The organism is Microbacterium meiriae (assembly GCF_040685015.1).
Lineage (GTDB): Bacteria > Actinomycetota > Actinomycetes > Actinomycetales > Microbacteriaceae > Microbacterium > Microbacterium meiriae.
Window position 1 is genome coordinate 941,652 of sequence record NZ_JBFBHD010000002.1, and the last position, 24,592, is coordinate 966,243.

The 24,592-nt window shown below is 68.5% G+C and carries 20 protein-coding genes; 8 read left to right on the forward strand and 12 right to left on the reverse strand.

Annotation, left to right across the window (positions count from 1 at the left end; translation table 11 throughout):
* Window positions 1-37: 37 nt before the first annotated feature.
* Window positions 38-1,768, reverse strand: a complete 1,731-nt coding sequence (locus tag AB0N68_RS13095) for a DUF262 domain-containing protein (protein ID WP_313366697.1) — start codon at window positions 1,766-1,768, stop codon at window positions 38-40.
* Between the two features lie 420 nt (window positions 1,769-2,188).
* Here AB0N68_RS13095 and AB0N68_RS13100 point away from each other — a divergent pair, with 420 nt between their 5' ends.
* Window positions 2,189-4,159, forward strand: a complete 1,971-nt coding sequence (locus tag AB0N68_RS13100; protein ID WP_363332881.1) for a hypothetical protein — start codon at window positions 2,189-2,191, stop codon at window positions 4,157-4,159.
* 217 nt (window positions 4,160-4,376) lie between these two features.
* Here AB0N68_RS13100 and AB0N68_RS13105 read toward each other — a convergent pair whose 3' ends face one another.
* Window positions 4,377-4,913 carry a hypothetical protein gene (locus tag AB0N68_RS13105; RefSeq protein ID WP_313366695.1) on the reverse strand — a complete coding sequence of 179 codons (537 nt, stop codon included), beginning with the start codon at window positions 4,911-4,913 and terminating at the stop codon, window positions 4,377-4,379.
* A gap of 295 nt (window positions 4,914-5,208) precedes the next feature.
* Here AB0N68_RS13105 and AB0N68_RS13110 point away from each other — a divergent pair, with 295 nt between their 5' ends.
* The 4 genes from AB0N68_RS13110 (at window position 5,209) to AB0N68_RS13125 (ending at window position 8,548) form a co-directional block, all read left to right on the forward strand.
* Window positions 5,209-5,382, forward strand: coding sequence for a hypothetical protein (locus AB0N68_RS13110; protein WP_164498170.1), 174 nt, complete (start codon window positions 5,209-5,211; stop codon window positions 5,380-5,382).
* A gap of 61 nt (window positions 5,383-5,443) precedes the next feature.
* The gene (gene nhaA, locus AB0N68_RS13115) at window positions 5,444-6,730 is read left to right on the forward strand and encodes a Na+/H+ antiporter NhaA (protein ID WP_313366694.1); all 1,287 of its coding nucleotides are present in this window, start codon (window positions 5,444-5,446) and stop codon (window positions 6,728-6,730) included.
* A gap of 100 nt (window positions 6,731-6,830) precedes the next feature.
* Window positions 6,831-7,979, forward strand: coding sequence for a zinc-dependent alcohol dehydrogenase (locus AB0N68_RS13120; protein WP_313366693.1), 1,149 nt, complete (start codon window positions 6,831-6,833; stop codon window positions 7,977-7,979).
* Window positions 7,980-7,981: 2 nt separating this feature from the next.
* Window positions 7,982-8,548 carry a hypothetical protein gene (locus AB0N68_RS13125; protein ID WP_268776495.1) on the forward strand — a complete coding sequence of 189 codons (567 nt, stop codon included), beginning with the start codon at window positions 7,982-7,984 and terminating at the stop codon, window positions 8,546-8,548.
* Between the two features lie 29 nt (window positions 8,549-8,577).
* On the opposite strand, the gene AB0N68_RS13130 is transcribed toward AB0N68_RS13125, so the two are convergent.
* From AB0N68_RS13130 to AB0N68_RS13145, 4 genes are all read right to left on the reverse strand, one after another.
* The gene (locus AB0N68_RS13130) at window positions 8,578-10,758 is read right to left on the reverse strand and encodes a heavy metal translocating P-type ATPase (RefSeq protein WP_363332885.1); all 2,181 of its coding nucleotides are present in this window, start codon (window positions 10,756-10,758) and stop codon (window positions 8,578-8,580) included.
* A gap of 67 nt (window positions 10,759-10,825) precedes the next feature.
* Window positions 10,826-11,086: a YHS domain-containing protein gene (locus AB0N68_RS13135; protein WP_187663793.1), complete on the reverse strand. Its 261-nt coding sequence runs from the start codon at window positions 11,084-11,086 to the stop codon at window positions 10,826-10,828.
* A gap of 23 nt (window positions 11,087-11,109) precedes the next feature.
* Entirely contained in the window at window positions 11,110-13,365 is a 2,256-nt protein-coding gene (locus AB0N68_RS13140) for a heavy metal translocating P-type ATPase (RefSeq protein WP_187663792.1), read from the reverse strand.
* Window positions 13,365-13,574 carry a heavy-metal-associated domain-containing protein gene (locus AB0N68_RS13145; RefSeq protein WP_025103117.1) on the reverse strand — a complete coding sequence of 70 codons (210 nt, stop codon included), beginning with the start codon at window positions 13,572-13,574 and terminating at the stop codon, window positions 13,365-13,367. Before AB0N68_RS13145 ends, AB0N68_RS13140 begins: the two co-directional genes overlap by 1 nt.
* Window positions 13,575-13,732: 158 nt before the next feature.
* Between AB0N68_RS13145 and AB0N68_RS13150 the strand changes: the two genes are divergently transcribed.
* A complete protein-coding gene (locus AB0N68_RS13150) occupies window positions 13,733-14,665 on the forward strand; it encodes an HAD family hydrolase (RefSeq protein WP_313366691.1) in 933 nt (310 codons plus the stop codon).
* 19 nt (window positions 14,666-14,684) lie between these two features.
* On the opposite strand, the gene AB0N68_RS13155 is transcribed toward AB0N68_RS13150, so the two are convergent.
* The 5 genes from AB0N68_RS13155 to AB0N68_RS13175 all read right to left on the reverse strand — a co-directional run bounded on the left by AB0N68_RS13155 (window position 14,685) and on the right by AB0N68_RS13175 (window position 20,175).
* On the reverse strand, window positions 14,685-15,578 hold the full coding sequence (locus AB0N68_RS13155; protein ID WP_313366690.1) for a formylglycine-generating enzyme family protein: 894 nt from the start codon (window positions 15,576-15,578) through the stop codon (window positions 14,685-14,687).
* 34 nt (window positions 15,579-15,612) lie between these two features.
* Window positions 15,613-17,946, reverse strand: a complete 2,334-nt coding sequence (locus AB0N68_RS13160) for an arylsulfatase (protein ID WP_313366689.1) — start codon at window positions 17,944-17,946, stop codon at window positions 15,613-15,615.
* A gap of 78 nt (window positions 17,947-18,024) precedes the next feature.
* Window positions 18,025-19,359 (reverse strand): hypothetical protein, encoded by a 1,335-nt coding sequence (locus AB0N68_RS13165; RefSeq protein WP_313366688.1) that lies wholly within the window; start codon window positions 19,357-19,359, stop codon window positions 18,025-18,027.
* 29 nt (window positions 19,360-19,388) lie between these two features.
* Entirely contained in the window at window positions 19,389-19,739 is a 351-nt protein-coding gene (locus AB0N68_RS13170) for an SHOCT domain-containing protein (RefSeq protein WP_259955234.1), read from the reverse strand.
* 1 nt (window position 19,740) lies between these two features.
* Window positions 19,741-20,175 carry a DUF6325 family protein gene (locus AB0N68_RS13175; protein ID WP_259955235.1) on the reverse strand — a complete coding sequence of 145 codons (435 nt, stop codon included), beginning with the start codon at window positions 20,173-20,175 and terminating at the stop codon, window positions 19,741-19,743.
* Window positions 20,176-20,320: 145 nt separating this feature from the next.
* On the opposite strand from AB0N68_RS13175, the gene AB0N68_RS13180 reads away from it, so the two are divergent.
* A complete protein-coding gene (locus AB0N68_RS13180; protein WP_187663785.1) occupies window positions 20,321-20,746 on the forward strand; it encodes a DUF6325 family protein in 426 nt (141 codons plus the stop codon).
* Window positions 20,747-20,759: 13 nt separating this feature from the next.
* Here AB0N68_RS13180 and AB0N68_RS13185 read toward each other — a convergent pair whose 3' ends face one another.
* On the reverse strand, window positions 20,760-23,267 hold the full coding sequence (locus AB0N68_RS13185; protein ID WP_363332891.1) for a winged helix-turn-helix domain-containing protein: 2,508 nt from the start codon (window positions 23,265-23,267) through the stop codon (window positions 20,760-20,762).
* 127 nt (window positions 23,268-23,394) lie between these two features.
* Here AB0N68_RS13185 and AB0N68_RS13190 point away from each other — a divergent pair, with 127 nt between their 5' ends.
* Window positions 23,395-24,531 carry an AI-2E family transporter gene (locus tag AB0N68_RS13190; RefSeq protein ID WP_232089217.1) on the forward strand — a complete coding sequence of 379 codons (1,137 nt, stop codon included), beginning with the start codon at window positions 23,395-23,397 and terminating at the stop codon, window positions 24,529-24,531.
* Window positions 24,532-24,592 lie beyond the last annotated feature (61 nt).

Genomic DNA, 24,592 nt, shown 5'->3' on the forward strand with positions numbered 1-24,592 from the left:
AAAAGGCTGCGTAAGTGAGGCACGTTTACAATCCGCCTCAGGAACGCGGCGTTCGCGGCCAGGTCTGAACTGCGAGTTCAGCGAGTTTGGCCTGTCGTTGATTTATTACCGCCATAGTCCAATCACTCTCTGCTCCCGCTGCGCTCGTTATTAGAAGGCTTGAACTTGACAGGACCGGTTTCTTGACGCCCCAGGCCTTGTTTCCGATCCGGCCATTCGGCCCCTTCCGCAGAAGGGCCATATTCCCAATTCGGTGCACGTAGGATCGTTGCTCATCTTCATTGAAGGATGGCCAATCTTCGAGCCGGGCGTTCTTCGGCAAAATATGCTCGAGGTTCACCGCATCGACATCGTCGTTTACAACCAGTTCAGGCTCGGACTCTCCACGCTCTTTCAACTCGAGCGCACGCAGGATGTACCGCGCAAGCGAACCTCTCATAACCCTCCAGCTCGCGAAGGCTGCCTGAAACTCGGAGTCAATTGGAACGAGATTCCCGACTCGGGTGTTCAGGATCCCTCCTGTCTGAGTGATCTTGCCGTTCCTGATCTCTCGCGCCGCTTCACTGAATGCGGACTCGGCCACTCCGGCTCCCAGGGACCCGACGGCGAGGCCCCGCACTACCCAGGAGACGAGAGACGGAACGAAGCGCTCAATCTCAGATTTGTCGAACTTCGCCAATACCGCCAGCATCAGTGGACGGTACTGCTCGAGATTCAGCTCAACAAGCACCTCCGCCGCGTCGGACACAGATGCGGCGTAGTCGCCCCAATATTCACTGTCGGACGAAAGTATGGCGTAGTAAAGCCGCGAACTATCCTTCAGCTCCTGCGCGAAGCTCACTGCGTCGGCGGTGGTGCCTACTTCGCTCTTGATCCGCTGATAGACATCGCGTTCACGAGTCGGACCAACACGCGAGCTCAGCAGATGTCTGGCGAAGTCCGTGAACCTCTGATTACCAACCTTTTCGATATTCAGGTTAGCGAGCGTCGATATCCAGCTGTCACGAACCTCGTCCAGCCGGGGTCCAGACTGGCTGAAGAGGAAATTTTTGAGTAGGTCAGCAATTGTAAGGTCAGCGCCGCGGTCATTCAGGGTCTCGAAGATAAGGAATGCATCTGCCTCGGAGGCTACCTCAATAGCGACGACCTGAACGTCGTCTTCCAGCCATCCGATGAGGTCGTTTAGGCGGTCCCGCCAACCGGTTCCGGCCTGTTCAGCAAAGGCTCTGACACGTTCCCGAAGATAAGAAAAAGCCTCCTGAATCAGGCTCTGACTCGAGTTTGTTGGGGCCATTGTCTCGTCGCGCTGCACAATCCGGCGCTCGTAGTAATCACGGTCGTCGGAGTTGAGAATCAGTTTAGGGCGGTCAGCCCTTGCACGCCGGTCGAACTTCCCAAGGAAGTCCTGTTGTGTGGAGTCTCCGAAGTCTTTCTCGTCTCGGTCGTAGAACTCATCGCGGATGGCGCCGAGAAGAAGCGATGTCGTCGCCAGCCGCTGCTGCCCGTCGATGACCAGCTGGCGCCCCTCCTCGCCGTCTCGCGCAAGCACCGTCGTGCCGAGAAAGTAGGAGTCCCGATTTGTGAAGCTAGCCTGCAGGTCTGACCAGTATTCGACGACTTGAAGCTTCTCACTCCCGTGGTCTCCAGCACCACCCTCCGTGGCTGTGCGCCAGGAGTAGGACCTCTGGTAAAACGGAACGGCGAGCGCTCTCGTTCGAAGCAACTTCGCGATCCCTACGGCTTCGTACGCCAAGAACTTCTCAGACACAGGTCCCCCTCTATCAAACTGTGGCTCCCATCATAGGGAGCACAACGTAGGTCGATGGCTAGCCTTCGACTTGCTGCGCGTACGCACCGCGTCGCTGCGGGGGTGGCGATGCGCTACTCGGCAACCCTTGTCGATAGCCCGCCATACTGCTGACCGGCTTTCAGGTATTCCGGGCTTCCTGCCACACAGCGTCGATCTAGGCTTTCGCGGCCGCGTATTGACCTACGAGAAAGCGAGATACCTCGGGCAGCAGATGAACTCGTGTTCGGCCAATCGGAGGAGCCGTAACCACCACCACCGACGCACTACCTCAAGCGAATCGCGCCGTTGAAGGATGACTTCACATCACTATGATCAGGAACTGATCGTTCGGGACACAGACGAACGACTCGCTGTCCGCGAGAAGCATGGGGAGAAGCAGTGGCTCTGAAGCACCGAGTGATCCAACGGGTACCTATCACTGGCGATGACCCGCACGTGTACTTCCAGAGAACCGCCACAGCCCTCGAGCGATGGCTCTCGACTCGCCGCGGATCACCTTCCATTACGAGTTCGCTGAGCAATGACTTAACCCCCATTGGCGGAGGCTTCCAGGCATCCCGCGAGTTCGCCGCCGTGGACGGGTTCGCTGCTGAACGCTGGCGCTTTCGCGTCGGTGACGCACCGTTCATCTACGACACGCGAGTGACGATTGCCGTCCACCCGGAACGTCAGGTCGGTTGGCTACAGTACGACATCGACGCTAGCCGAGAGGACTCCGCGTTCACCGCCCCGAAGCTAACGTCCATCCTCACGACTGAGCTCGAGAGCCGAACAGCAGATTCGATAGCGAACTTCAGCGAGGGTCTGCGTGTGGTTCGCAAAGAGGGCGTCGGCGACTTCCTCGACGACGTCCTCAACAATCCAGAACGCAACGTCACCGCGTTTGTAACGGGGTCGCGCGCCTGGAATGAAGCGCACGACCGAGCGTTCGAACGACGATTCAGCGCACTTCATGGAGTCGCTACGTTCTGGCGGCTCGCTGATGACGCCGTCGATGAATTCAACGCCCTGGTTCAGCCCGGCTACCGGGTCTTCCCCGGCAGCGTCCATGTGTTCCAGCCGAACCTCGACACCGAGGACACTCTCGACGCACGACGGCACTGGTGGTTCTCAGCAGCAGAAGTCGCAGACACGACCGAGAAGTCATTCTGGATGCGCCTCCATCAGCAGGCGATGCGATGGGCGCTCCACCAGCCACTACCCGCAGCTCTCCAGCTCGTCAATGCCGAGTTCACTCGCGCGCACACAAGCGCCCTCTCCGATCTTTTTTCGGACACCATCCAGGAGCGTCGCCGAGAAGCAATAGCTCGGCTGCGCAGCACTCGAGGTCTCGAGACTTCGGCGATCCCGAACGATCACCCGGCGAGCCCCGCCCCATCAGCAGAACACACCCAACAGGCCCTCTCAGCGCCCCTCGACCCGGAAAGCGGAGCCCAGTCTGCCGGCGATAGCGCGCCAGACTCGGTCGTCAACGCTGTGGCTGGCCTTCTTGCTGACGCAGAGACACTCTTCGGACTGGAGAGTTCGCACGACGCCGACCTCAGCGAACGGCTTCAGTCTGTTCTCTGGGCCGCAATGGATCAGACTGTTGCGAGTTCGCCCATCAGCGACGCAGCGCGCCGCGAAGTGAACGACATACTCACTCGCGGCGCGGAGCTCGAGGCCGAGGTGGAGGAACTTTCCGCGCTCCTCGCCCTCGCGGACGATGCGTACGAGGAGGCGCAAGCCGATCTGCAGGCTCAACGGCACCTCGCGGATCAACAACGCCGGCGGGCCGACCACGTCGCCGCGGAACTGGCGAGAGTCGCATACGGTACCGATGCCGTCGCCTGGGACGTGCCGGGGCTCGACGCTGACGATCCGATCAACAAGGATGCGCCCACCACGGTCGACGAGCTCTTCGCATACCTAGAGCTGCTACCGGCGGTTCAGTTCACCGGCAACCGCAAGGCTGCGGACAGAATCGCAAGCGCCAAGCTGCGATCTGTGATTCTGGCCGATGCGTGGACTTTCGCGTGTGAGCTCGAGCTGTATGCGCGCCAGTGGGAAGGCGGTGTGCGCGGGCTTCACAGGTATGCGGAGGAGAAGTCCGCCCGGATCACGCCTTCATCGTTCGCGAGCGACGAGAGCAACGACGTCAAGTCGAACTCGAAGTTCTCGGGTCCACGCACCCTGCCCGTGCCGCTGTCGGTGGCCGCGTCCGGAAACATCTTCATGGGTGCGCACTTCCGATTGAGCCAGGACAACGGCAAAGCGATGCGTATGCATGTCTACGACGCCGTGCAAGTCGACGGGCGGATCTACATTGGTTACATCGGCGAGCATCTCCCGAGCCGACTCACCACCTAGACCGGCGCTACCTGGTGCCACTAACCACCTCTGCGATCCGAGTCCGCTCGCGGCTACATATATGCGCAACACCAGCAGCTCAGGGCACCGAGCCGGAGCCGCTCGATGTGGGGAGTCGCTCGAGGTGACGTTGGTCGTAGCGTTCTCTCGGGCAGTCCTTCAGCCGACTGCGACGCGAGTTAGGCCGGGTAGGAAGTGGTCCTGCGGGCGACCACCGTCACGTCCCCTCCTGCTCCACCACGTCCAGCTCGGCGAGGCGGCTCCAGCGTGCGTGATGAACGAGTCCGATAAGGTTTAGCGCGTCACCCTCATCGGCCACGCTTTCGAGCTGTTCTCGCACAGCAACAATCTCGTGAAGGGGCCTACGGGTCTTTCGGCCGTCCCGTGAGGCGCGGGCGAACTGAACGCGTCCATCTTCACCCGAGACGTAGACCAGGCGGGCATGGATCATGCGGTTTCGCTCGGACAGCGCGGTACCTGCGCTTTCAAGCCAGTCATGCCAACGGGTCACGTCGATATCCACGGCAGTTGCGAAAGCGCGGGACGCTCCGGAGGATGCGAGCTTCCTCCTCACAGAGTCGGCTCCCTGCCGTCGTGGTGAGACGAGCCCGTGGATCTCAGGTCCCAGCCAGTCCGCCACGCTGTAGATCATGCCCTCGACGGCGCCGGCTAGAAGGGTGATCTTGCCCATCTCGAGCACTGTTTCGGTTGGGACACGCCGCCAACGTCGGCCTGCACCCGTCGCGTCGGTCATACCTTCACGCTACATCGCCCAGATGCTCCGGCGGCATCAGCCCCAATCGCGCCTGCTCGAGATTGCACGAACTTCTTCCCGAAGATCGCTGAGCGCAGCAATCGGAGGATTATCGCGGACAGGTTAGAGGATCATCCTCGCCAAGGCGTGACCCTACCCCCGGAATCACACTGCAGAATCAGTTCTGCGTACAACCCACATACAGCAAGAGGGATCGTCCGCACGGACGGTCCCTCTTCTCGTGCGCCCAGGGTCCCGTCAGCAGCCCCGACGCACGGACCGATAGCCTGGATCCGTGCCCTCCCTCCTCATCGCCGGTTCGACGCGCGCTCCGCGCCGTCTGTCGTCCGCGACGCCGATGACGGAGTGGATGCGCGTGGTCCTGCACCCCGGCACGAACGGGTGGACGAGCGTCTGGGGCACCCTCTCGCACGGCGAGATCGCGGGCTGCCCGCCGCCACAGGGATAGGCCGCACCCGGACGGGTGCGGCGACATCGCGTCACCCATCCATCTGCCGTGAGGTATCCCTGTGTCTTCTTCGTCGTCCCCTGCCCGTTTCCGTCTCGCGCCGCATGAGCTCTGGCGCGGCATCCGCTCCACCGCCCGCAGCGACGTGCTCGGCGGCGGTCTGCTGCTGACCGCCACGCTCGCCGCCCTGATCCTCGCCAACTCCCCCGCCGCCCCGTGGTACGAGGCGATCAGGGACTTCCGCTTCGGGGTCTCGGAGTGGCACCTCGAGCTCAGTGTCGGTGCCTGGGCCGCCGACGGCCTCCTCGCGGTGTTCTTCTTCGTCGTCGGTCTGGAACTGAAGGAGGAGTTCGTCGCCGGGCGCCTGCGCGATCCGCGCCGTGCCGCGCTTCCGATCGCCGCCGCGGTCGGCGGCGTGGTCGTCCCGGCCCTGCTGTTCGTCGCGATCAACGCGGCCTCGGGCGCCGACGTGCTGCGCGGGTGGGCGATCCCCACGGCCACGGACATCGCGTTCGCGATCGCCGTGCTCGCCGTGGTCGGCCGCTTCCTCCCGCCGGCCCTGCGGGTGTTCCTGCTGACCCTCGCGATCATCGACGACCTGATCGCCATCACGATCATCGCCACCTTCTACACCGAGACCATCAGCTTCCCCTGGCTGATCCTCGCGCTCCTCCCCCTCGCAGGCTTCGCGCTCGCCGTGCAGAACGGCATCCGATCCTGGTGGATCCTGCTCCCCCTCGCTCTCGCCGTGTGGGCATTCGTGCACGCCTCGGGGGTGCACGCGACGGTCGCCGGCGTCCTGCTCGGCTTCATGGTGCCGGTGCGCCCGACGGACCGCGCGCGGGTGCGCACCGGAACGGACGGCGACGGTGCCCCGGTGTACGACGGGCTCGCCGCGCATTTCGCCGACCGCTGGGGCATCGTGGCGACCCTCGTCGCCGTGCCGGTGTTCGCGTTCTTCGCGGCCGGGGTCGAGATCGGCGGCATGGACGGCCTCGTCTCGGCGCTGACCGATCCGATCACGATCGGGATCATCGTGGGGCTCGTGCTCGGGAAGCCCATCGGCATCCTGCTCACGACCTTCCTGTTGAGTCGCGTGCCGACCCTGCGCCTCGATGAGTCGCTGCGCTGGCCGGATCTCGCGGGCATGTCCCTGCTCGCGGGCATCGGGTTCACGGTCTCGCTGCTGGTGGGCGAACTCGCGTACGGCAGCAGCAGCGTCGCGGACGATCACGTGAAGATCGGCGTCCTCGTCGGCTCGCTCCTCGCCGCGGTCCTCGGTGGCCTGGTGCTCGCGGCCCGCAGCCGTCGTGCGCGTGCGGAGACCGGGGCCCTCCCCGAGAGGTGAGCACCCGCTCTACGCTCTCCTGCGCCGTTCGTCAACGCCCTGAGTGATCCTCGAGGCGGTGCTTAGCGTCGGTCACCCCGACGCAGCGAAGGAGCACCCGATGAAGGCGATGACCTACCGCGGACCGTACAAGATCCGGGTCGAGGAGAAGCCCGATCCGACGATCCAGCATCCGAACGACGCCATCGTGCGGGTCACGAGGGCTGCCGTCTGCGGATCGGATCTCCACCTCTTCCACGGCATGATGCCCGACACCCGCATCGGGCACACCTTCGGTCACGAGATCGTCGGGGTGGTGGAGGAGGTGGGCTCCTCGGTGGAGACGCTGCGCCCTGGCGACCGGGTGATGGTGCCCTTCAACATCTACTGCGGCTCCTGCTACTTCTGCCGCCGAGGCCTCTTCTCGAACTGCCACAACGTGAACCCGAACGCGACCGCCGTCGGCGGGATCTACGGCTACTCGCACACGACTGGCGGGTACGACGGCGGGCAGGCCGAGCGCGTCCGTGTGCCGTTCGCCGATGTCGGCCCGTCGGTGATCCCGGAATGGCTCGCCTCGGAGGATGCGCTGCTGCTCACAGACGCGTTCTCCACGGGCTACTTCGGTGCTCAGCAGGGTGACATCGCCGAAGGGGACACGGTGGTCGTGTTCGGCGCCGGTCCCGTCGGCCTCGCCGCCGCGCGCTCGGCCTGGTTCCTCGGCGCGGGACGCGTCATCGTCGTCGACCACCTGGACTACCGGCTCGAGAAGGCCAGGCAGTTCGCCTTCGCCGAGACGATGCACCTCCATGAGGTCGGTGACATCGTCCTCGCCCTGAAGAAGGCGACCGGCTACCTCGGCGCCGACGTGGTGATCGACGCGGTCGGCGCGGAGGCGGACGGCAGCGTCGTCCAGCACGTGACCGGCGCGAAACTGAAGCTGCAGGGCGGCTCCCCCGTCGCCGTGAACTGGGCCATCGACAGCGCGCGCAAGGGAGGGACGGTCTCGATCCTCGGGGCTTACGGGCCGCTGGTCACCTCCGTCCGTCTCGGGGACATCATCAACAAAGGCCTCACGGTGCGCGGCAACCAGGCACCCGTGAAGAGGCAGTGGCCGCGACTGCTCGAACACATCCAGGCGGGGCACATCCGCCCGTCCGAGCTGCTCACCCATCGCTTCCCCCTGGAGCACATCGCCGAGGCCTACCACGTGTTCTCGTCCAAGCTCGACGACTGCATCAAGCCGCTCATCGTCGTCGGAGAGGAATGACCATGCCGTACGAAGGATCTCGACCCGTCCCCGCGCCGACCCCCGACGAGCTGCGCGCACGGATCCCGGGCTGGGGCGCCGACCTCGCCCCGGAGCACCGCCGCACCTGGCAGCAGGTGGACGATGTCGGCGACACCGGCGCCCATTGGGACCTCCCGGAGCGTCAGGGCCCCGACCGCGGCCGCGAGCGCTCGATCGAACACGGCATGCTGCCCCCGGTCTGGGGCACCGCGCAGCCGCTGCACGGCGTGTCCGGAGCCATCCGGCGCGTGGCCTACGACCGGTTCAGCGAGACGAAGAACACCCGCTGGCTGCTGCTCGTCCTGGGAGACCGTGTGGACGCCGTGACAGCGCACGCCCGCTCCCTGGTGACCCGGCGACCGGACGATCCGATCACCCAGACCGGCGTCCTCGCGGAGCCCCGTCACCGTCCGCTCGCATCACGGTTCGGACGAGGCCGCATCGATCTCCGGCACACGTGGCTCGACCCGATCATCGTCGTCGGGCCCTGGGTGCTGACGGCGGTCCTGGGCGTCCGCGCTCTCCGCCGCCTCGGCCGCCGGCACTGAGCCGGGACCGAGACGGCGGCGTGTGAGGCTCAGCGCCGCCGGATCTCTGCGGTGACGACCTCAGGACGGAGGTCGAGCCGCCGCAGCAGCTGCGCGTTGAGGGCCACCACGATCGTCGACAGCGACATCAGCACCGCACCCACGGACATCGGCAGCACGAAGCCGATCGGCGCGAGCACCCCCGCGGCGAGCGGCACGGAGAGCAGGTTGTACCCCGCCGCCCACCAGAGGTTCTGCTTCATCTTCCGGTAGGAGGCACGGGACAGCTCGATGACCGACAGCACGGCGCGGGGGTCGTCGCCCGCGAGGATGACCCCCGCGGAAGCGATCGCCACGTCGGTCCCTGCGCCGATCGCGAGACCCACGTCGGCCTGGGCGAGGGCGGGCGCATCGTTCACGCCGTCTCCCACCATCGCGACCTTGCGGCCCTCGCGCTGCAACTCCTGCACCTTCGCCGCCTTGTCCTCCGGCCGGACGCCGGCGAACACGCGGTCGATGCCGAGGTCCGCCGCGACGGTGTGCGCGACGGCCTCCGCGTCACCGGTGATCATCACGACCTTGACGCCGAGCGCATGCAACGCATCGACCGCGTCCCGCGACTCCGGACGCACCTCGTCCGCGAGCTTGAGCGCCCCGACGACCTGGCCGTCCCGCAGCACGTGCAGGATGATCGCACCGTCTGCACGCCAGCCCTCCGCGACGGGGAGCTCCTGGGCGTCCTCCTCCGTGAGCAGATGCGGGCCGCCGACCCGGATCACGGCTCCGTCCACCGTCGCGGTCACACCGACCGCAGGAGAAGACGAGAAGTCGCGGCTGGCCGGCACCGGGAGCTCCTTGTCGCGCGCAGCGCGCACGATGGCCTTCGCCAGCGGATGCTCGCTGTCGGCCTCGGCGGCCGCGGCGAGCGCCAGCACCTCGTCCGCGGTCTCCGCGCCGGCCACCGACACCTCGGACACGACGGGCTCGCCCTTGGTCAGGGTGCCGGTCTTGTCGAACAGCACGGTGTCGACGGTGCGCATGCTCTCCAGGGCGAGCCGGTCCTTCACGAGGACGCCGCCGCGCGCCGCACGCTCGGTCGCGATCGACACGACGAGCGGGATGGCCAGTCCCAGTGCGTGCGGGCAGGCGATCACGAGGACGGTGATCGTGCGGATCACGGCGTCATCCTGCAGGCCGACGGCGCTCCACACGACGGCGGTGATCACGGCGGCACCCAACGCGAACCAGAACAGCCAGCCCGCGGCCGTGTCGGCGAGGCGCTGCGCGCGAGACGAGGAGTTCTGCGCTTCCGTGACGAGCCGCTGGATCCCCGCGAGCGTCGTGTCGTCGCCGGTCGCGGTGATCTCCACGCGCAGCCCGGAGTCGGTGGCGACGGTGCCCGCGGTCACGGGGTCGCCGGTCGCGCGGGTGACCGTGCGGGACTCCCCCGTCACCATGGACTCGTCCATCGAGGCGCGGCCGTCGACGATGCGACCGTCCGCGGGGATGCTGCCGCCGGGGCGCACCACCACGACGTCTCCCACGCGGAGGTCCGAAGGAGAGACGCGCACGACCTGATCGCCCTCGACGCGCTCCGCCTCGTCCGGCAGGAGGGCGGCCAGCGAGTCGAGGGCGGAGGTGGTCTGCGCGAGCGACCGCATCTCGATCCAGTGCCCCAGCAGCATGATGACGATCAGCAGGGCGAGCTCCCACCAGAAGTCGAGCTCGTGGTGCAGAAGGCCGAGGCTCGCTCCCCACGAGGCGACGAACGCCACGGTGATCGCGAGACCGATGAGCAGCATCATCCCGGGCTTGCGCGCACGGATCTCGCTGACGGCGCCGGTGAGGAACGGCTTCCCTCCCCACACGTACATGACGGTGCCGAGGACCGGCGACACCCATGCCAGGCCCGGGATGTCGGGGAGCGGGTAGCCGAGGATCATCGCGAACATGCCCGAGAGCAGCACGGTGGGGACCGCGAGGACGAGCATGATCCAGAACAGCCGCCGGAACTGGGCGACGTGGTCGCCATGACCGCCATGGCCCCCGTGACCTCCGTGTCCCTCGTGTCCGGTGTGCCCGGTGTGCCCGGTGTGCCCGGTGTGTCCTGCGTGGTCCGTGTGGTCTCCGTGCGCGGTGTGGTCCGCGTGTCCGGAGTGGCTCGTCTGCGTCCCGGTCCCGGCTGCCGCGGGGTGGCCGTGCGCGGAATGGTCGTGGTGCGAGGTGCTCATGTCTTCCCTCCAACGTCGATGATGCCGTGCGGGGCCGATTCTGTCGCGGCCCCGCACGGATGGGGGCTCAGGCCGCCCTGGTGTACTTCGCGGGATCGGCGTCGAACGCCGGCCCGCAGCCCGCGCAGCAGAAGTAGTAGCGCGTGCCCTCGTGGTCGCGGTACAGGCCCGCGGCCTCGGCGGTCGCGATCACCACGGGTGTTCCGGCCATCACCGGGCATTCGGCCATGCCCTCGGCCGGCACGGCGAGCAGGTCGGTGCGCCCGTCGGCGGAGACGCCGCTCTGGCGCGGGACGCTGCAGCAGGATCCTGCGGGGGAATCGGACATGTCGGTGCTCCTCTGTCGTTCGTTCACGGGGTGTCCACCGCCCTGCTGCGGAAGGACCGCAGGCGGAGGCTGTTGCCGACGACGAAGACGCTAGAGAACGCCATCGCCGCACCGGCGAGCATGGGGTTGAGCAGGCCGAGCGCCGCGAGCGGGATCGCCGCGACGTTGTAGGCGAAGGCCCAGAACAGGTTGCCCTTGATCGTGCCGAGCGTGCGGCGGGACAGGCGGATCGCGTCGGCGGCACTGCGGAGGTCGCCGCGGACGAGGGTGATGTCGCTCGCCTCGATCGCCGCGTCGGTTCCGGTCCCCATCGCCATCCCGAGGTCCGCCTGCGCGAGGGCCGCCGCGTCGTTCACGCCGTCCCCGACCATCGCGACGACCTTGCCCTCGTCCTGAAGCCGGCGCACGACGTCGACCTTGCCCTGGGGCAGCACCTCGGCGATCACCTCGGTGATCCCGACCTCGCGTGCGATCTGCTCCGCCACCACGCGGTTGTCACCGGTGAGCAGGACGGGGGTCAGCCCCAGTGCGCGGAGCTGCGCCACCGCCTCCGCACTCGTGGCCTTGACCGTATCGGCGACGACGAGCACTCCGCGGGCCCGGCCATCCCAGCCCACCGCGATCGCGGTCGTGCCCTGAGCCTCCGCCTCGGTCGTGGCCGCTCTCAGCCCTGCGGACAGGTGCTGCGACCAGTCGGCGAGCAGCGAGGTGCGTCCCACGACGACGGCGTGACCGTCCACGATGCCCTGGACACCCTTGCCCTCGATGTTCCCGAACTCCTCGACGGCCGGCAGGGCGCCGAGTTCGCGGGTGGCCGCGGCCGCCACAGCCTGAGCGATCGGGTGCTCGGAGGCGTCTTCGAGGGCGCCGGCCAGCCGCAGCAGCTCCTCGCGCTCCACCCCGTCGTCGGTGTGCACCGCGGTCAGCGTCATGCGACCGGAGGTGACCGTCCCCGTCTTGTCGAGCACGATCGTGTCGACCTTCCTGGTCGACTCCAGCACCTCGGGGCCCTTGATGAGGATGCCCATCTGGGCGCCGCGACCGGTGCCGACGAGCAGGGCGGTCGGCGTGGCCAGACCCAGCGCGCAGGGGCAGGCGATGATGAGCACCGCGACCGCGGCGGTGAACGCGGCGGACGCAGGGAATCCGGCCGCCAACCAGGCCACCAGCGTGCCGAGGGCGATGACGATCACGATCGGCACGAAGATCCCGGAGACCTTGTCCGCGAGCCTCTGGACCTCGGCCTTCCCGGTCTGCGCGTCCTCCACCAGCCGCGCCATCTGCGCGAGCTGGGTGTCGGCGCCGACCCGGGTCGCACGGACCACCAGCCGTCCGCCGGCGTTCACGGTGGCTCCGGTGACGGCATCGCCCGCGCCGACCTCCACGGGCACCGACTCACCGGTGAGCATGGAGGCGTCGACCGCGGACGTGCCGCCGACCACGACACCGTCGGTGGCGATCTTCTCCCCTGGACGCACGACGAACTGGTCCCCGACCCGCAGCTCGCTCGTCGGGATCCGCGTCTCGACGCCGTCGCGGAGCACGGCGACCTCCTTCGCGCCGAGTTCCAGCAGCGCGCGGAGCGCCGCGCCGGCCTGCCGCTTCGAGCGCTTCTCGAAGTAGCGCCCGGCGAGGATGAACGTGGTCACCCCGGCTCCGACCTCGAGGTAGATGTTGGCAGCACCGTCGCTGGGCGCCACGGTCAGCTCGAACGGGTGCGTCATACCTGGCACCCCGGCGGTGCCGAAGAAGAGCGCGTACAGCGACCACAGCAGCGCGGCGAGCGTGCCCATCGAGATGAGCGTGTCCATCGTGGCCGCTCCGTGCCGGAGGTTGATCCAGGCCGCCTTGTGGAACGGCCAGGCCGCCCACACGATCACAGGTCCCGCGAGCGCGAGCGACAGCCACTGCCAGTACGTGAACTGGAGCGCCGGGATCATCGCCATCGCGATGACCGGGACGGTGAGCACGACGGCGGCGATCAGCCGCTGCCGCAGCGCGGTGAGCTCCGGATCCGGCTGCTCTCCGTCGGGCTGCGCACCCTCCGGCGCGGGAGGCGCAGGGACGACGGCGGTGTAGCCGGTCTTCTCGACCTCGGCGATGAGCAGGGCGGTGTCGACGCCCGCCGGCACCGTGACGCTCGCCTTCTCGGTCGCGTAGTTCACGGTGGCGGTGACGCCGTCGAGACGATTGAGCTTCTTCTCGATCCGCATCGCGCACGACGCGCAGGTCATGCCGCCGATCTCCAGCTCCACGCTGGTCGCGGATGGGGTGTCCATCAGGACCGTACCGCCTGGTAGCCCGCCTCGTCCACGGCGGCCAGCACGGCCGTGTCGTCGACGGGGGCGGAGCTGCGCACCACGAGTCTCCCGCTCTGCGCGCTGACATCGATACCCTCGACACCGGGGATGCGCGACACCTCGTCGCGGATCGCCATCTCGCAGTGGCCGCACGTCATTCCGGTGACCTGGTACTCGCTCGTGCTCATCATGCTTTCCTTTCCTCGGAATACCCCCCTGGGGTACTCCTTCGGCACAACCTCATACCCTCCGCCGGTATTCCCGCACGCCCGGGCGGCAACGGGACTCGTCCGCTCCGGGTGAGGGACGCTCGGCATCCGACGCCGCGCCTGGGAGGATCGCGGTCATGGACTCCACTCCCCTGTCATCCTGGCGGGACACCACCACGCGCCGCGCCATCGAGGCGTTCGTCGCCGCCGCGACCACAGGCCCGGAGGCCGTCCCCGTCGAAGAACGGATCGCCGTGTTCGACAACGACGGCACACTGTGGTCGGAGAAGCCCATGCCCACCCAGCTGCACTACGTGGTCGAGCGCTGGCGCGAGGCGGCCACCCGCGACCCGTCCCTCGCCGAGAACCAGCCGTACCGCGCGGCGGTGACCGGTGACCTCGCCTGGCTCGGCACCGCGATCGACAAGCACTACGCCGGCGACGACTCCGACCTCGGTGTCATCATCCAGGCGCTCCTGGGGCTGACCGACGGTGTCAGCGTGGAGGACTACGCCCGTTCGGTCACGGAGTTCTACCGCTCCGCGCAGCACCCGATCCTCGGTCGCCCGTACGCGGATTCCGTGTACACGCCGATGGTGGAGCTGCTGCGCTACCTCGAAGCCCATGGCTTCACCTGCTACATCGTCTCCGGCGGCGAGCGCGACTTCATGCGGCCGATGACCCAGGCGAACTACGGCGTCCCTCCTGAGCGCGTGATCGGCTCGGCGCTCGGGCTCACCTACGACGAGAAGGATGCCAGCGTCCGCTACTCGTCCGCCCTGGCGTTCTTCGACGACGGTCCGGAGAAACCGGTGCGGATCTGGAGCCGGATCGGTCGGCGTCCGCTGCTCGCCGCCGGCAACTCCAACGGGGACATGCCCATGCTCGACTTCGCGCACGGCGGCCCTCGCCGCGGACTCGCGCTGCTGATCCATCACGACGACGCGGGCCGCGACGACACCCCCTACGACACGGGAGCCGAGAAGGCCCTGCGCGCAGCCGACGACCGCGGCTACACCGTGGTCAGCGTCAAGGACGACTGGGCGTCCGTGTTCCCCGACCCGGCCTGAGTCCGGCAGTGCCGGGCGGTCAGAGGGCGCAGCGGAAGCCGATGTGGGTCATGGCGGTGTCCTCTGCCTGCGCCGATCGCGCCGCAGGGCGGTAGCGGAGGCAGTACTCCGGAGCGCAGAGGTGCGAGCCGCCCTTGAGCACGCGGCGCGGGATGGGCGACCCGGGCTCGGAGGACAGCAGGCTCGCGCGATGTCCCGCCTCGACGCCCACGGCTCTCGGCGGTACATGTCGGTGCGTCCAGTAGTCCGCCGTCCATTCCCACACGTTGCCGATCATGTCGTGCAGGCCGTAGCCGTTGGCGGGGAACGAGGCCACCGGAGCGGTGCCGATCCACCCGTCGGCGCCATCGTTCCGGTACGGGAAGGCACCCTGCCAGGTATCCGCCATGAGGGTGCCGTCCAGCTTCGTGTCCTCCCCCCAGGCGAAGCGGGCACCGACGAGGCCACCGCGCGCCGCCCATTCCCACTCCGCCTCGGTGGGCAGGCGCCTGCCGGCCCACGCGGCGTAGGCGACGGCATCGGGGTACGCGACCTGCACGACCGGATGATCGAGACGGTCATCGATCGACGAGGTCGGCCCGAAGGGGTGCCGCCAGGACGCCCCGGGCTCCCACCGCCACCACTGACGCCAGTCGCGAAGGTCGACGGGACCGCGTGTCGGCGTGAAGACCATGGCCCCGGGGACGAGGTCATCCGGGTGCACGCCTGGGTAGTCGGCAGGGTCCATCGGCCGCTCGGCGATCGTGACGTAGCCGGTGTCCTCGATGAAGGCCGCGTACTGGCGATTGGTCACGGGATGCTCGTCCAGCGTGAACGGCTCCACGCGCCGCTCGTGGACGGGCCCCTCCTCCGGGTAGAACTCGTCCGACCCCATGAGGAGCGTGCCGCCGGGGACCTCGATCATCGCCGTCATGCCCTCATGCTAGGCCTCGGCCCGCTCCGGTAGATCACTCGCGCGACAGCATCGCCGCTGCCTCGAGTTCCATATCGAGATACTGCTCCGTACTCACGTCCACCGCCACGCCCAGGAGCTTGCCGCCGGTGAACGGGAACGGGTTGCGGTACTGCGCGCTCACCGGGTCGGCGCTGTCCCACCCGACGCAGAGTCCGTCGCCGCAGAGCGTGAACTTCCCGACCTGCGCCCGCATCGGACCTGACGCCACCGCACGATCGTCGACGTACAGCGTGGTCGTGCCGACGGACTCGCCGTGCTCCCCCGCCCCCTCGCGGACGAACTCCACGCCGAGGGTATGCGGGCCGGGGGTGAGCTCGTCCGAGGTGAACGACTGCTCCGGCGGGATGCCGAGGAAGTTGTACACGTAGACGAGCCTGTTGCCCTTGAGGAACAGGGAGTGCCCGCCGAAGCGCGAGCCGTGCGCGAAGAGCACGCCCTCGGCACCCTCGTCGAGCACGACGTCGGCGATGATCTTGTAGGAGCGCCCTCGGACGTTCACCGCGACGCTCTCCGGTACCGCCGCGGTGCCGGGGAAGTACACATAGCGATCCCGGGGCGACTCGGCCTGGGGCCGCGGGACCGTCAGGATCTCGCGGGCGGAGCGGTCATCGAGCGGAAGGGCGAAGTTCGCCTCCGCCTCGGCGAACCATGCGGTGATGAGCTCCTGCAGCTTCTCCGGGTGGGTCGCGGCGAGGTCGTTCGACTCGGAACGGTCCTCCGCCACGTGATACAGCTCCCACACGTCGTCGTCGAAGTGGCCCTTGCCGCTCAGCGGCGCGTGTACGGCGGCGGCCTTCCAGCCGTCCTTCCAGATGCCCCTCGTGCCGAGCATCGAGTAGTACTGCACCGTCTTCTGCGTCGGACCGTCCGGCGCCGCGTCGAAGGACGACTTCATCGAGACGCCGTCGAGCGGTCTCTGCGGCACCCCACGGTAGGACTCCGGCATCTCGATGCCGATGACGTCGAGCACTGTCGCCACGACGTCCACCGAGTGGTGGTACTGGTGGCGCAGCTCCCCCTTCGCCGCGATCCCCTTCGGCCAGTGCACGACCATCGGGTCGCAGGTGCCGCCGGAGTACTGGGAGTAGCGCTTGAACATCTGGAACGGCGTGGAGAACGCGGCCGCCCACCCGGTCGGATAGTGGTTGTAGGTGTCCGCGGAGCCGAGGGTGTCGATCATCGCGAGGTTCTCGGCGAGATCGTCGGGGTAGCCGTTGAAGAACTTGTTCTCGTTCACGGAGCCGTCCGGTGATCCCTCCCCCGAGGCGCCGTTGTCGGCGCAGTAGAAGATGATCGTGTTGTCCAGCTGCCCCGTCTCCTCCAGGTAGTCCACGATCCGACCGACCTGGGCATCCGTGTACTCGGAGAAGCCGGCGAAGACCTCGGCCATCCGCGCGAACAGCCTCCGTTCGTCGTCGTTCAGCTCCGCCCACGGGCGCACGTGGTCGGCCGGGTTCGCCGCCTCGTCCGGCAACGGGTTGAACGGCGTCATCTGCGTGCCCTCCGGCAGCACGCCCTTCTCGATCATGCGGGCGAGCACCCACTCGCGATAGGCGTCGTAGCCGTCGTCGAACGCCCCCTTGTACTTGTCGATGTACTCCTGCGGCGCGTGGTGCGGAGCGTGGTTCGCGCCGGGACAGAACCACATGTACCAGGGCTTTGAGGGGTTCGAGGCCTGCTGGTTCCGGATCATCGCGAGCGCCTGGTCGGCGAGATCCTTCGACAGGTGATACCCGTCCTCCGGGCGGTACGGCTGCTCGATGAAGTGGTTGTCCTCGACGAGATCGGGGTACCAGTTGTTCGTCTCGCCACCGAGGAAGCCGTAGAACCGGTCGAACCCGAGTTGCAGCGGCCACATCGAGCGGCTGCCTCCCGGCGCGATGTCCTCCTCCGGGACGTTGTGGTCTTTGCCGAGCCAGAACGTGCTGTAGCCGTTCTCCTGCAGCACCTGCCCGATCGTCGCGCACTCCGCCGGGAGCCGTCCCGCGAAGCCCGGGAAGCCGTTGGTGCCCTCCATGATCACGCCGGCGCGATTGACGTGGTGGTTGCGCCCCGTGAGCATGGTGGACCGCGTCGGCGAGCACAGCGCCGTGGTGTGCCACTGCGTGTAGGTGAGGCCCCCGGCGGCCAGACGATCCATGGTCGGCATCGCGATGCGACCGCCGTACGGCGACCAGGAGGCGAGCCCGGTGTCGTCGTAGAGCACGACGAGGACGTTCGGTGCTCCGTCCGGCGCCTTCCGCAGCTCGTACGGCGACCAGTCGGGACGGGAGTCGCGGACGTCCAGCGTGATCTCGCCCGAGAAGTCTGCGTTGAATTCCGACATCGTCTCTCCTTCGTTCAGGGCGCGTCCGCGCTCCTCGGCACGAGTCTTCCGAGCCGGCGTCCGTGTGGACAACGGTTCTCACCCGGGAAGGGTGATCTCAGTGGCGTCATCCTCGACCGGCTCGTCCGTCTCATCCGCTGCGGAGTCCGGGCGGCGCAGCAGTTCCACGAGGACCGTCAGCACGAGGACGCCGATCGCCACGCCCACGACGGCACCGAAGGTCACAGGGCGCGTCGCCACGAGGATGAGCACACCGATCGCCATCCCCGTGATGAGGATCGCGCCCCGATAGCGGTCGACCGCCCGCCCGAATCGTCCCGTGGATATCCCCCGAGCCTCCGCCGCCTCGCGCAGCGCCCCGGAGCCGCTCTCGGTCGCACCGCGCACCGTCGAGGCGCTGCGGCTCGATCCGGCCAGCCAGGCCCAGAGCGCGATGAGCACGCCGACGAGAGCGAGGGCGACGATGGTGGACCCGAGGAGCGCCGTGAGCTGATCGAAGAGGGATTCGGCCGCCGCAGCCGTCATGATGGACGGACTGACGGCGCTGACGAAGAACCCGCGTCCGATCCCCATCCCCGCGGCGAGGAGCAGGAAGACGACGGCGAAGCCCGCGCTCGTCCAGAACAGCGCCCGCGGCCGGTCCACCGCCAGCAGCACGCCGAGCACGACGAGGCCGAGCACGACCCAGGGCAACCAGAACCCTGCGGCCACCGCGATCTGGTAGACCGTGCGCACCAACGCGAGGGCGTCCGCCTGCACCACCGGGATGGTGCGATCGATCACGGGGATGAGGTCGGCCACGCCGGCCCCACGCTCGGCGAGAGCCTCCTTGACGCGTTCCACGACCGCCCCCACGTCCACCGAGAGCACGCCGTCGTCGCTCAGCTGCAGTGCGGTGCCCGGGTCGTCCTGGAGGATCGCGACGGCACGCTCATGCGTGAAGCGCAGCGACTCCGCCCAGATGTCGGCGAACTGCGGCGACGACACCACCTCGCGCACGACACTGTCGATCAGCGACGACAGCCCGGACGCGGCCGGTGCTTCCAGGAGCCCGAGGGCGGCGGTGGCGCGGGGCGGCAGATCGAGGGCGCGCAGCCCATCGAAGAGCTCTCCGACCACCGCATCCAGGTCGACCTGCTCATCGATGGCGGTCGTCACCTGATCGGCGACGAAGTCCTGGACGTCCGGGTCCTGGGCCAGTGGAGCGAACGTCGCGACGAACCGATCCGCATCGACGAGCTGCAGCCGCGTCCACGTCCCCATCGCCGCGATCGGTGCGAGGAGCACTGCGACGACGAGCACGATCCCGGCGATGATGCTCCGGGCCGAGACCCGGCGTCGAGGGCGACGCAGCTTCTCGTTCTCCTGCTCCAGCGCGCGCAATCGTTCCCGCAGATCGTCGATCTCGCTCATGGGCGCCTCGTCTCGATCGTCGCGGGCGCTCAGCCCAGCAGCTTCTGCTTCGCCGCGGTGAACTCCTCCTCCGTCAGCACACCGGAGGCCTTCAGCGACCCGAGCTCCTGCAGCTTGGCGATCAGGTCGTCCGCCGGTGCGGGCGGCGCGGCCGGCGGGGACGCCGGCGGCGCATACCGCGCAGCCGCGGTGCGGGCCGCGTCGTCCATCTGGGCCTGTTGCTGAGCGGCCTCATACTGCTGCTGCTCGTACTCGCTCTGCGCGCGGCGCTCCTGGTGCCGCATGGCGGCTCCCTGCACCGCGGTCGCCGTTCCGGCGACCACCGCGGTCCGTGCGGCGAGACCGATGAGCCCCGGCCGGCCGAATCTCCGCAAGGGCATGTCATTCACCTTCCTGTTCGAGGATGTCCATCACCGCGTTCACGACGGGAGCCGGAATGCGCTCGGTGCGCAGCACCTGGCCTCCCGCGGCGGCGACATCCTGGGCCAGGGTCCGGGCGAACAGGAGTTCCAGGACCACCACGGCCGCGGATCGTCCCGGTGGCACGACCTCCGCCAGAGCGAGGACGTCGTCCTCACTCGCGAGTCCGGCGACGATCGGCTCGAGCCCGCCGAGCGCCGGGGACCCGTCGCCCTCGTCCAGTTCGAGGATGTCGAGCTCCCCGTCCGCCGTCCTCGTCACCAGCACGAAGTCCAGCACGCGCACGACACCGCTCGACACGAGGTCGGTCAGCGCCCCGAACGTCGCCGGGTCCGGCCGGTCGCCGTCGAAGCCCACGAGGTAGAACTCGACGGGCCCGAATCGGAACTCCTTCATGTCGCCACCCTTCGTCCGGCAACAGGATGGCACCGCGACCGTGGGGCGCGTACCCCCTCTCACCCGCTCCGGGTGAGAGGGGGTACTCGGGCTCTCGCGCGGCTGTCACCATCAAGGACGGAGTGATGGAGGATCGAGGGCGGTCATGAGAAGCCGGGTGCTGGGCGACGTCGCGTTCGTCGTGATCGAGCTCCGCCGCGAGCACCCGGGACCACCGGTTCTCGAGCCACTCCTGCGGCAGGTCGAAGCAGGCACCCTGCGCGTGCTGGACTTCCTCGTGGTGCGGCGGGATGCCGACGCACACCGCATCACGGAGATCGACGGCGACGACTTCGCGCTCGCCGGTCTCCGCCTGTATGCGCCCGGACTCATCTGCGTCGAAGACGTCGGACACTTCCTCCCCTGGGTCCCCGTCGGCTCGGTCGCCGCCGTGATCCTCGTCGAACAGTGCTGGGACGTCCGGTTCGTCCGCGAGGTCGAGGACGGCGGCGATCGGATCCTGGCGACGCAGGCGATACCCTCCGCGGTCGCGAACGCCGCCCTGGCGGCGACCCTGGGCGCAGCGTCGTGAGACGGCTCACCTCTCACACCATGGCGTGGACGGCCTCCCGCCGGGACGACACCCCGAGCTTGCGGTATATCGCGCGTTGATGCGTCTTCACCGTGTTGACCGACACGGAGAGTTCCTGCGCGATCTCCGGCAGCGTGCGCGCCGTCTGCATCTGGTGGAAGACGTCGCGTTCCCGCTCCGACAGCCGATCGGTCACGGATCCGACCGCGTCGACGGCGAGGCATGTCTCGATGAATTCCTCGAACTGCGTGCCGTGATGCACATGCGCCTGCAGCAGCCGGCGCACCGCGACCTCCCGCGGACCGAAGAGCACGACGAGGTTCTCCGCGGACGCGACGGCGAGTGCGGCCTCGCACAGGTCATGCGCGTCCTCCTGGTGGCCGGTCGCCCTCCGGAGCGCAGCCGCGGTGATCAAGGTGGCGGCCTTGACGTACGACAGCTCGGAGGCGCCCCGCAACGATCGCAGCATCTCCAGCGCCGCAGCGTGATCCTCGGCGCGACGCAGGATTCCGGACAGGGCGACGCCCACGAGCGGGAGGTCGGTACCGCTCGCGTACTTCTTCGCGATGCGCAGTGCGCGCTCCCTCCGCCCCACCGCCTCTTCGAGCAGGGCCACCGACGACTCTCGGAACGCCGGCCACGCCACCCCCTGCACGACGTCGATGGGGAGTTCCTGCACGCCGATGGCAGCCCGGCGACATATCGCGGGGTCTCCTGTGAGCGCGGCCGAATAGGCGCCCATCATGCGTGCATGCCCGGCGAGGTCGCGGCCGGATGCGGCTTCCTCCCGTGCCGCGTCGAAGATCCGGACCGCCTCCTCCGCCTCGCCGGACCAGTACGCGACCCACCCCGCGGCGGCCATGGCGCTGCCGCGCGCGAAGGTGTTCCGCGGAAGAAGAGTCTCGCGGGTACTCTCGGCCTCGGCGAGCACGGTCGCGGCCTCCGTGAGCCGGCCGGAGGTGGCGAGGCCGTAGGCGAGATGCCCGGCGGCGCGGGACGTGAGCTCCCGGTCGCCCGCTTCCTGCGCCTCGCGCGCCGCTGCAGAGAAGTACTCGATCGCGAGGTCCGGCGATTCGCGACTGCGCAGAGCGGTCCACCCCAGCAGGTGGTTGAGCGCCACCCGACCGCCGTACATCCTGTCGTCCTCGGCATCGAGCAGCGCGCGGATCTCGGGACCGGACACCGCCACCTCGACGGACGACTCCGCGAGCAGCAGGCGGACGATGAGGAGGACGGCAGGGGCGGCCTCCCCCGGCGTGCGGTCGAGGAGGGCCTCGGCCCGTCGGCACAGCTCCCGGGCGACACGATGGTCCCCGAGGACATCGCTGGCCCCGGCTCGCACGAGCAGCAGGTGCGGATCGTCCGGGTTGTCGCGCAGGAGAGTCGTCGCCGTCCGCTCCACGTCGCCGGCCGAGGAGCCGACCACGAGGCCCAACCAGTGCCGGAGGAGGATGGCCCTGGCACCGGCGCGATCCCCGGCGCGCCGCGCGTGCGTCACGGCGGCGATCGGATCCGTGTGCTCCAGAGCACGGGCGGCCCGGCGGTGCACGGTGGCGAAACGGGCGGCATCCGTCCGCGCGAGGTCGGCGCACCGACGCGCGAACGCGGGGTGCCACCGGTACGTCGGGCCGTTCGGGCCGTCGAACCGGTCCAGGAAGAGGCCGAGTCGGACGCAGCTCTCCAGGAGGTCGGCGGCGTCCTCCCTCGCCGTCACGAGTGCGGCGGTCTCCGGGGTGAGCTCCGCGCAGGCGGTGCCGTCGAGCACGAAGTCGGCGAGCGCGGGCGGCAACGCGTCCAGCACGTGCTCGCGGACGTACTCGCCGAGGAACGACGCGGCCGTGGACGCGGCCGTCGACGGCAGCGCACCTCCCACGAGGACGAGCCGTACCGCTATGGGCCACCCGCCGGTCTCCTCTCGCACGGCGGTCGCATCGAGACCTCGGGGCACCGACCGCAGCAGACGACGGATCTCGTCCGTCGAGAACCGGAGCGTCTCCACGCCGACGAACGATCCGGGATGCATGAGTCGATGGCGGGACAGGGTGACCTCGATCAACGTGGTCCCGACGAGGACGAGGTGCAGTCCGTCCGGAGGCTGATCGGCGAGGAGGCCGAGAAGTCCCTCCCGCCAGGACTCGCCGGCACGGTGTGCGTCGTCCACGATGAGGTGCATCGGATGCTCGGGGTCCTGAAGCGCCGCGCAGATCTGCCGGTAGGCGCGCACCGGATCCTCGATATCGCGGCGGACGGCGAACGCGCGCCCCGTGCGCTCGGCGGCGAGCGCCAGCGCATTCACCACCCCGGACGTCAGCAGCGCGGGATCGTCGTCCGAGGCGCTCAGCGTGAGCCAGGCGACGTCGTCGCGCGCCACCGCCCAGGCCATGACCGCCGTCGTCTTGCCGTAGCCGCTGGGCGCGCTGAGAACCGTCACCCCGTGGGCCTCCACGGCCGCCGTGATCGCTGCGGTCACGCGTTCCCGCGGCAGGACGCCGATGGGCGGGGCGGGCGGCCGGAAACGCATCGCCGGTCCCGGCCTCGTGGAACGTACGGGAGGCGGCATGGCAACACGAAACCACGGGCCCGAGCGCCCTTCCAGGGGGTGGGCCCGCAATCACCCGGATGAAAGTGCCGGGGACTACGCTGGCCGCGTGACCTCGCTCCCGACTCCTTCCGGCCCCGCGGCAGACCGCGCGTCCTCGCCCGCCTTGCGGACCTTGCTGATCCTGGCGGCGAGCGCGATCGTCCTCGCCGGCGTCTCGCTGGCGCGTGAGGTCTTCGGTCCCTTGGCCCTCGCGATCGTCATCGTGGTGATCTGCGAACCGATCCGCCGTCCGTTCCAGCGCCCCGGTCGGCCCGCCTGGGTGGGGACGACCGCCGTGATCGTGCTCGCCTACGTGATCCTGCTGGCGATGGCGGCGCTGCTGTGGCTCGCCGGCACCCAGTTCGCCCGTCTGGTCGGCGACCTCGCGTCTCAGGACGGGCTGGTGCGCGCCGCCGATCAGATCGTCGCCTGGTTGCAGTCCCTCGGACTCGATCAGGAGGCGGCGGATGCCGCAGCCTCGGTCCTCGACCCCGAGACCCTGCTCGGTGTGGCGGGGAGCCTGGGCAGCGCGGTGCTCGGAGTCGCCACCGCCCTGTTCTTCGTCTGCGCCTACATCATCTTCCTCGCGGCGGACGCCGCTCGCTACCGGACGGCACCTGCACTCTTCGGCGCCACGCACGGCCCGGCGTTGCAGCGCATCGCCCGCCTGCAGACGGGGGTCCGCCGGTACTACGTCGTCAATGCCGCGTTCGGCGCCGTCGTGGCGATCGTCGACGGCCTCGCGCTCTGGTGGATGGGCGTTCCCGCCCCGGTCGTCTGGGCGATCCTCGCTTTCGTGACGAACTTCATCCCGAACATCGGCTTCGTGCTGGGACTCATCCCGCCCGCGATCCTCGCCTTCGTGGTGGGCGGCTGGCCGCTGCTGCTCGGCGTCATCGCCGTGTACTGCGTGGTCAACGTCGTGCTCCAGGTGCTCGTCCAGCCCAAGTTCGTCAGCGACGCCGTCGACCTGAGCCTCACGCTGAGCTTCTTCTCCGTGATCTTCTGGACCTTCGTGATCGGGCCGCTCGGCGCCATCCTCTCCATCCCGCTCACCCTGCTCGTGCGCGCCCTCGTCCTGGAGGGCGACCCGGGCTCCACGTGGGTGCGCTGGGTGAGCGGCGACCGCACCGCCCTCCCGGCGCCGGCTCCGACCCCTGAGCCCTCCGCGGTGCCCACCCGACGCCGCTTCCGACGACGCTGACGCGGCGCGGGCGACTCTTTCATCCGAAATCACCAGGGCGAGGCTCTTCGTCCCTCTGGTC

Bases quoted from the DNA above. Each gene is read 5' to 3' on its own strand.
- AB0N68_RS13170 (WP_259955234.1), bottom strand. From the start codon at position 19,739: ATGCCCTTGCGGAGATTCGGCCGGCCGGGGCTCATCGGTCTCGCCGCA.
- AB0N68_RS13185 (WP_363332891.1), bottom strand. From the start codon at position 23,267: ATGCGTTTCCGGCCGCCCGCCCCGCCCATCGGCGTCCTGCCGCGGGAA.
- AB0N68_RS13135 (WP_187663793.1), bottom strand. From the start codon at position 11,086: ATGTCCGATTCCCCCGCAGGATCCTGCTGCAGCGTCCCGCGCCAGAGC.
- AB0N68_RS13145 (WP_025103117.1), bottom strand. From the start codon at position 13,574: ATGAGCACGAGCGAGTACCAGGTCACCGGAATGACGTGCGGCCACTGC.
- AB0N68_RS13150 (WP_313366691.1), top strand. From the start codon at position 13,733: ATGGACTCCACTCCCCTGTCATCCTGGCGGGACACCACCACGCGCCGC.
- AB0N68_RS13160 (WP_313366689.1), bottom strand. From the start codon at position 17,946: ATGTCGGAATTCAACGCAGACTTCTCGGGCGAGATCACGCTGGACGTC.
- AB0N68_RS13125 (WP_268776495.1), top strand. From the start codon at position 7,982: ATGCCGTACGAAGGATCTCGACCCGTCCCCGCGCCGACCCCCGACGAG.
- AB0N68_RS13175 (WP_259955235.1), bottom strand. From the start codon at position 20,175: ATGAAGGAGTTCCGATTCGGGCCCGTCGAGTTCTACCTCGTGGGCTTC.
- AB0N68_RS13165 (WP_313366688.1), bottom strand. From the start codon at position 19,359: ATGAGCGAGATCGACGATCTGCGGGAACGATTGCGCGCGCTGGAGCAG.
- AB0N68_RS13120 (WP_313366693.1), top strand. From the start codon at position 6,831: ATGAAGGCGATGACCTACCGCGGACCGTACAAGATCCGGGTCGAGGAG.
- AB0N68_RS13130 (WP_363332885.1), bottom strand. From the start codon at position 10,758: ATGAGCACCTCGCACCACGACCATTCCGCGCACGGCCACCCCGCGGCA.
- AB0N68_RS13105 (WP_313366695.1), bottom strand. From the start codon at position 4,913: ATGACCGACGCGACGGGTGCAGGCCGACGTTGGCGGCGTGTCCCAACC.
- AB0N68_RS13180 (WP_187663785.1), top strand. From the start codon at position 20,321: ATGAGAAGCCGGGTGCTGGGCGACGTCGCGTTCGTCGTGATCGAGCTC.
- AB0N68_RS13155 (WP_313366690.1), bottom strand. From the start codon at position 15,578: ATGACGGCGATGATCGAGGTCCCCGGCGGCACGCTCCTCATGGGGTCG.
- AB0N68_RS13140 (WP_187663792.1), bottom strand. From the start codon at position 13,365: ATGGACACCCCATCCGCGACCAGCGTGGAGCTGGAGATCGGCGGCATG.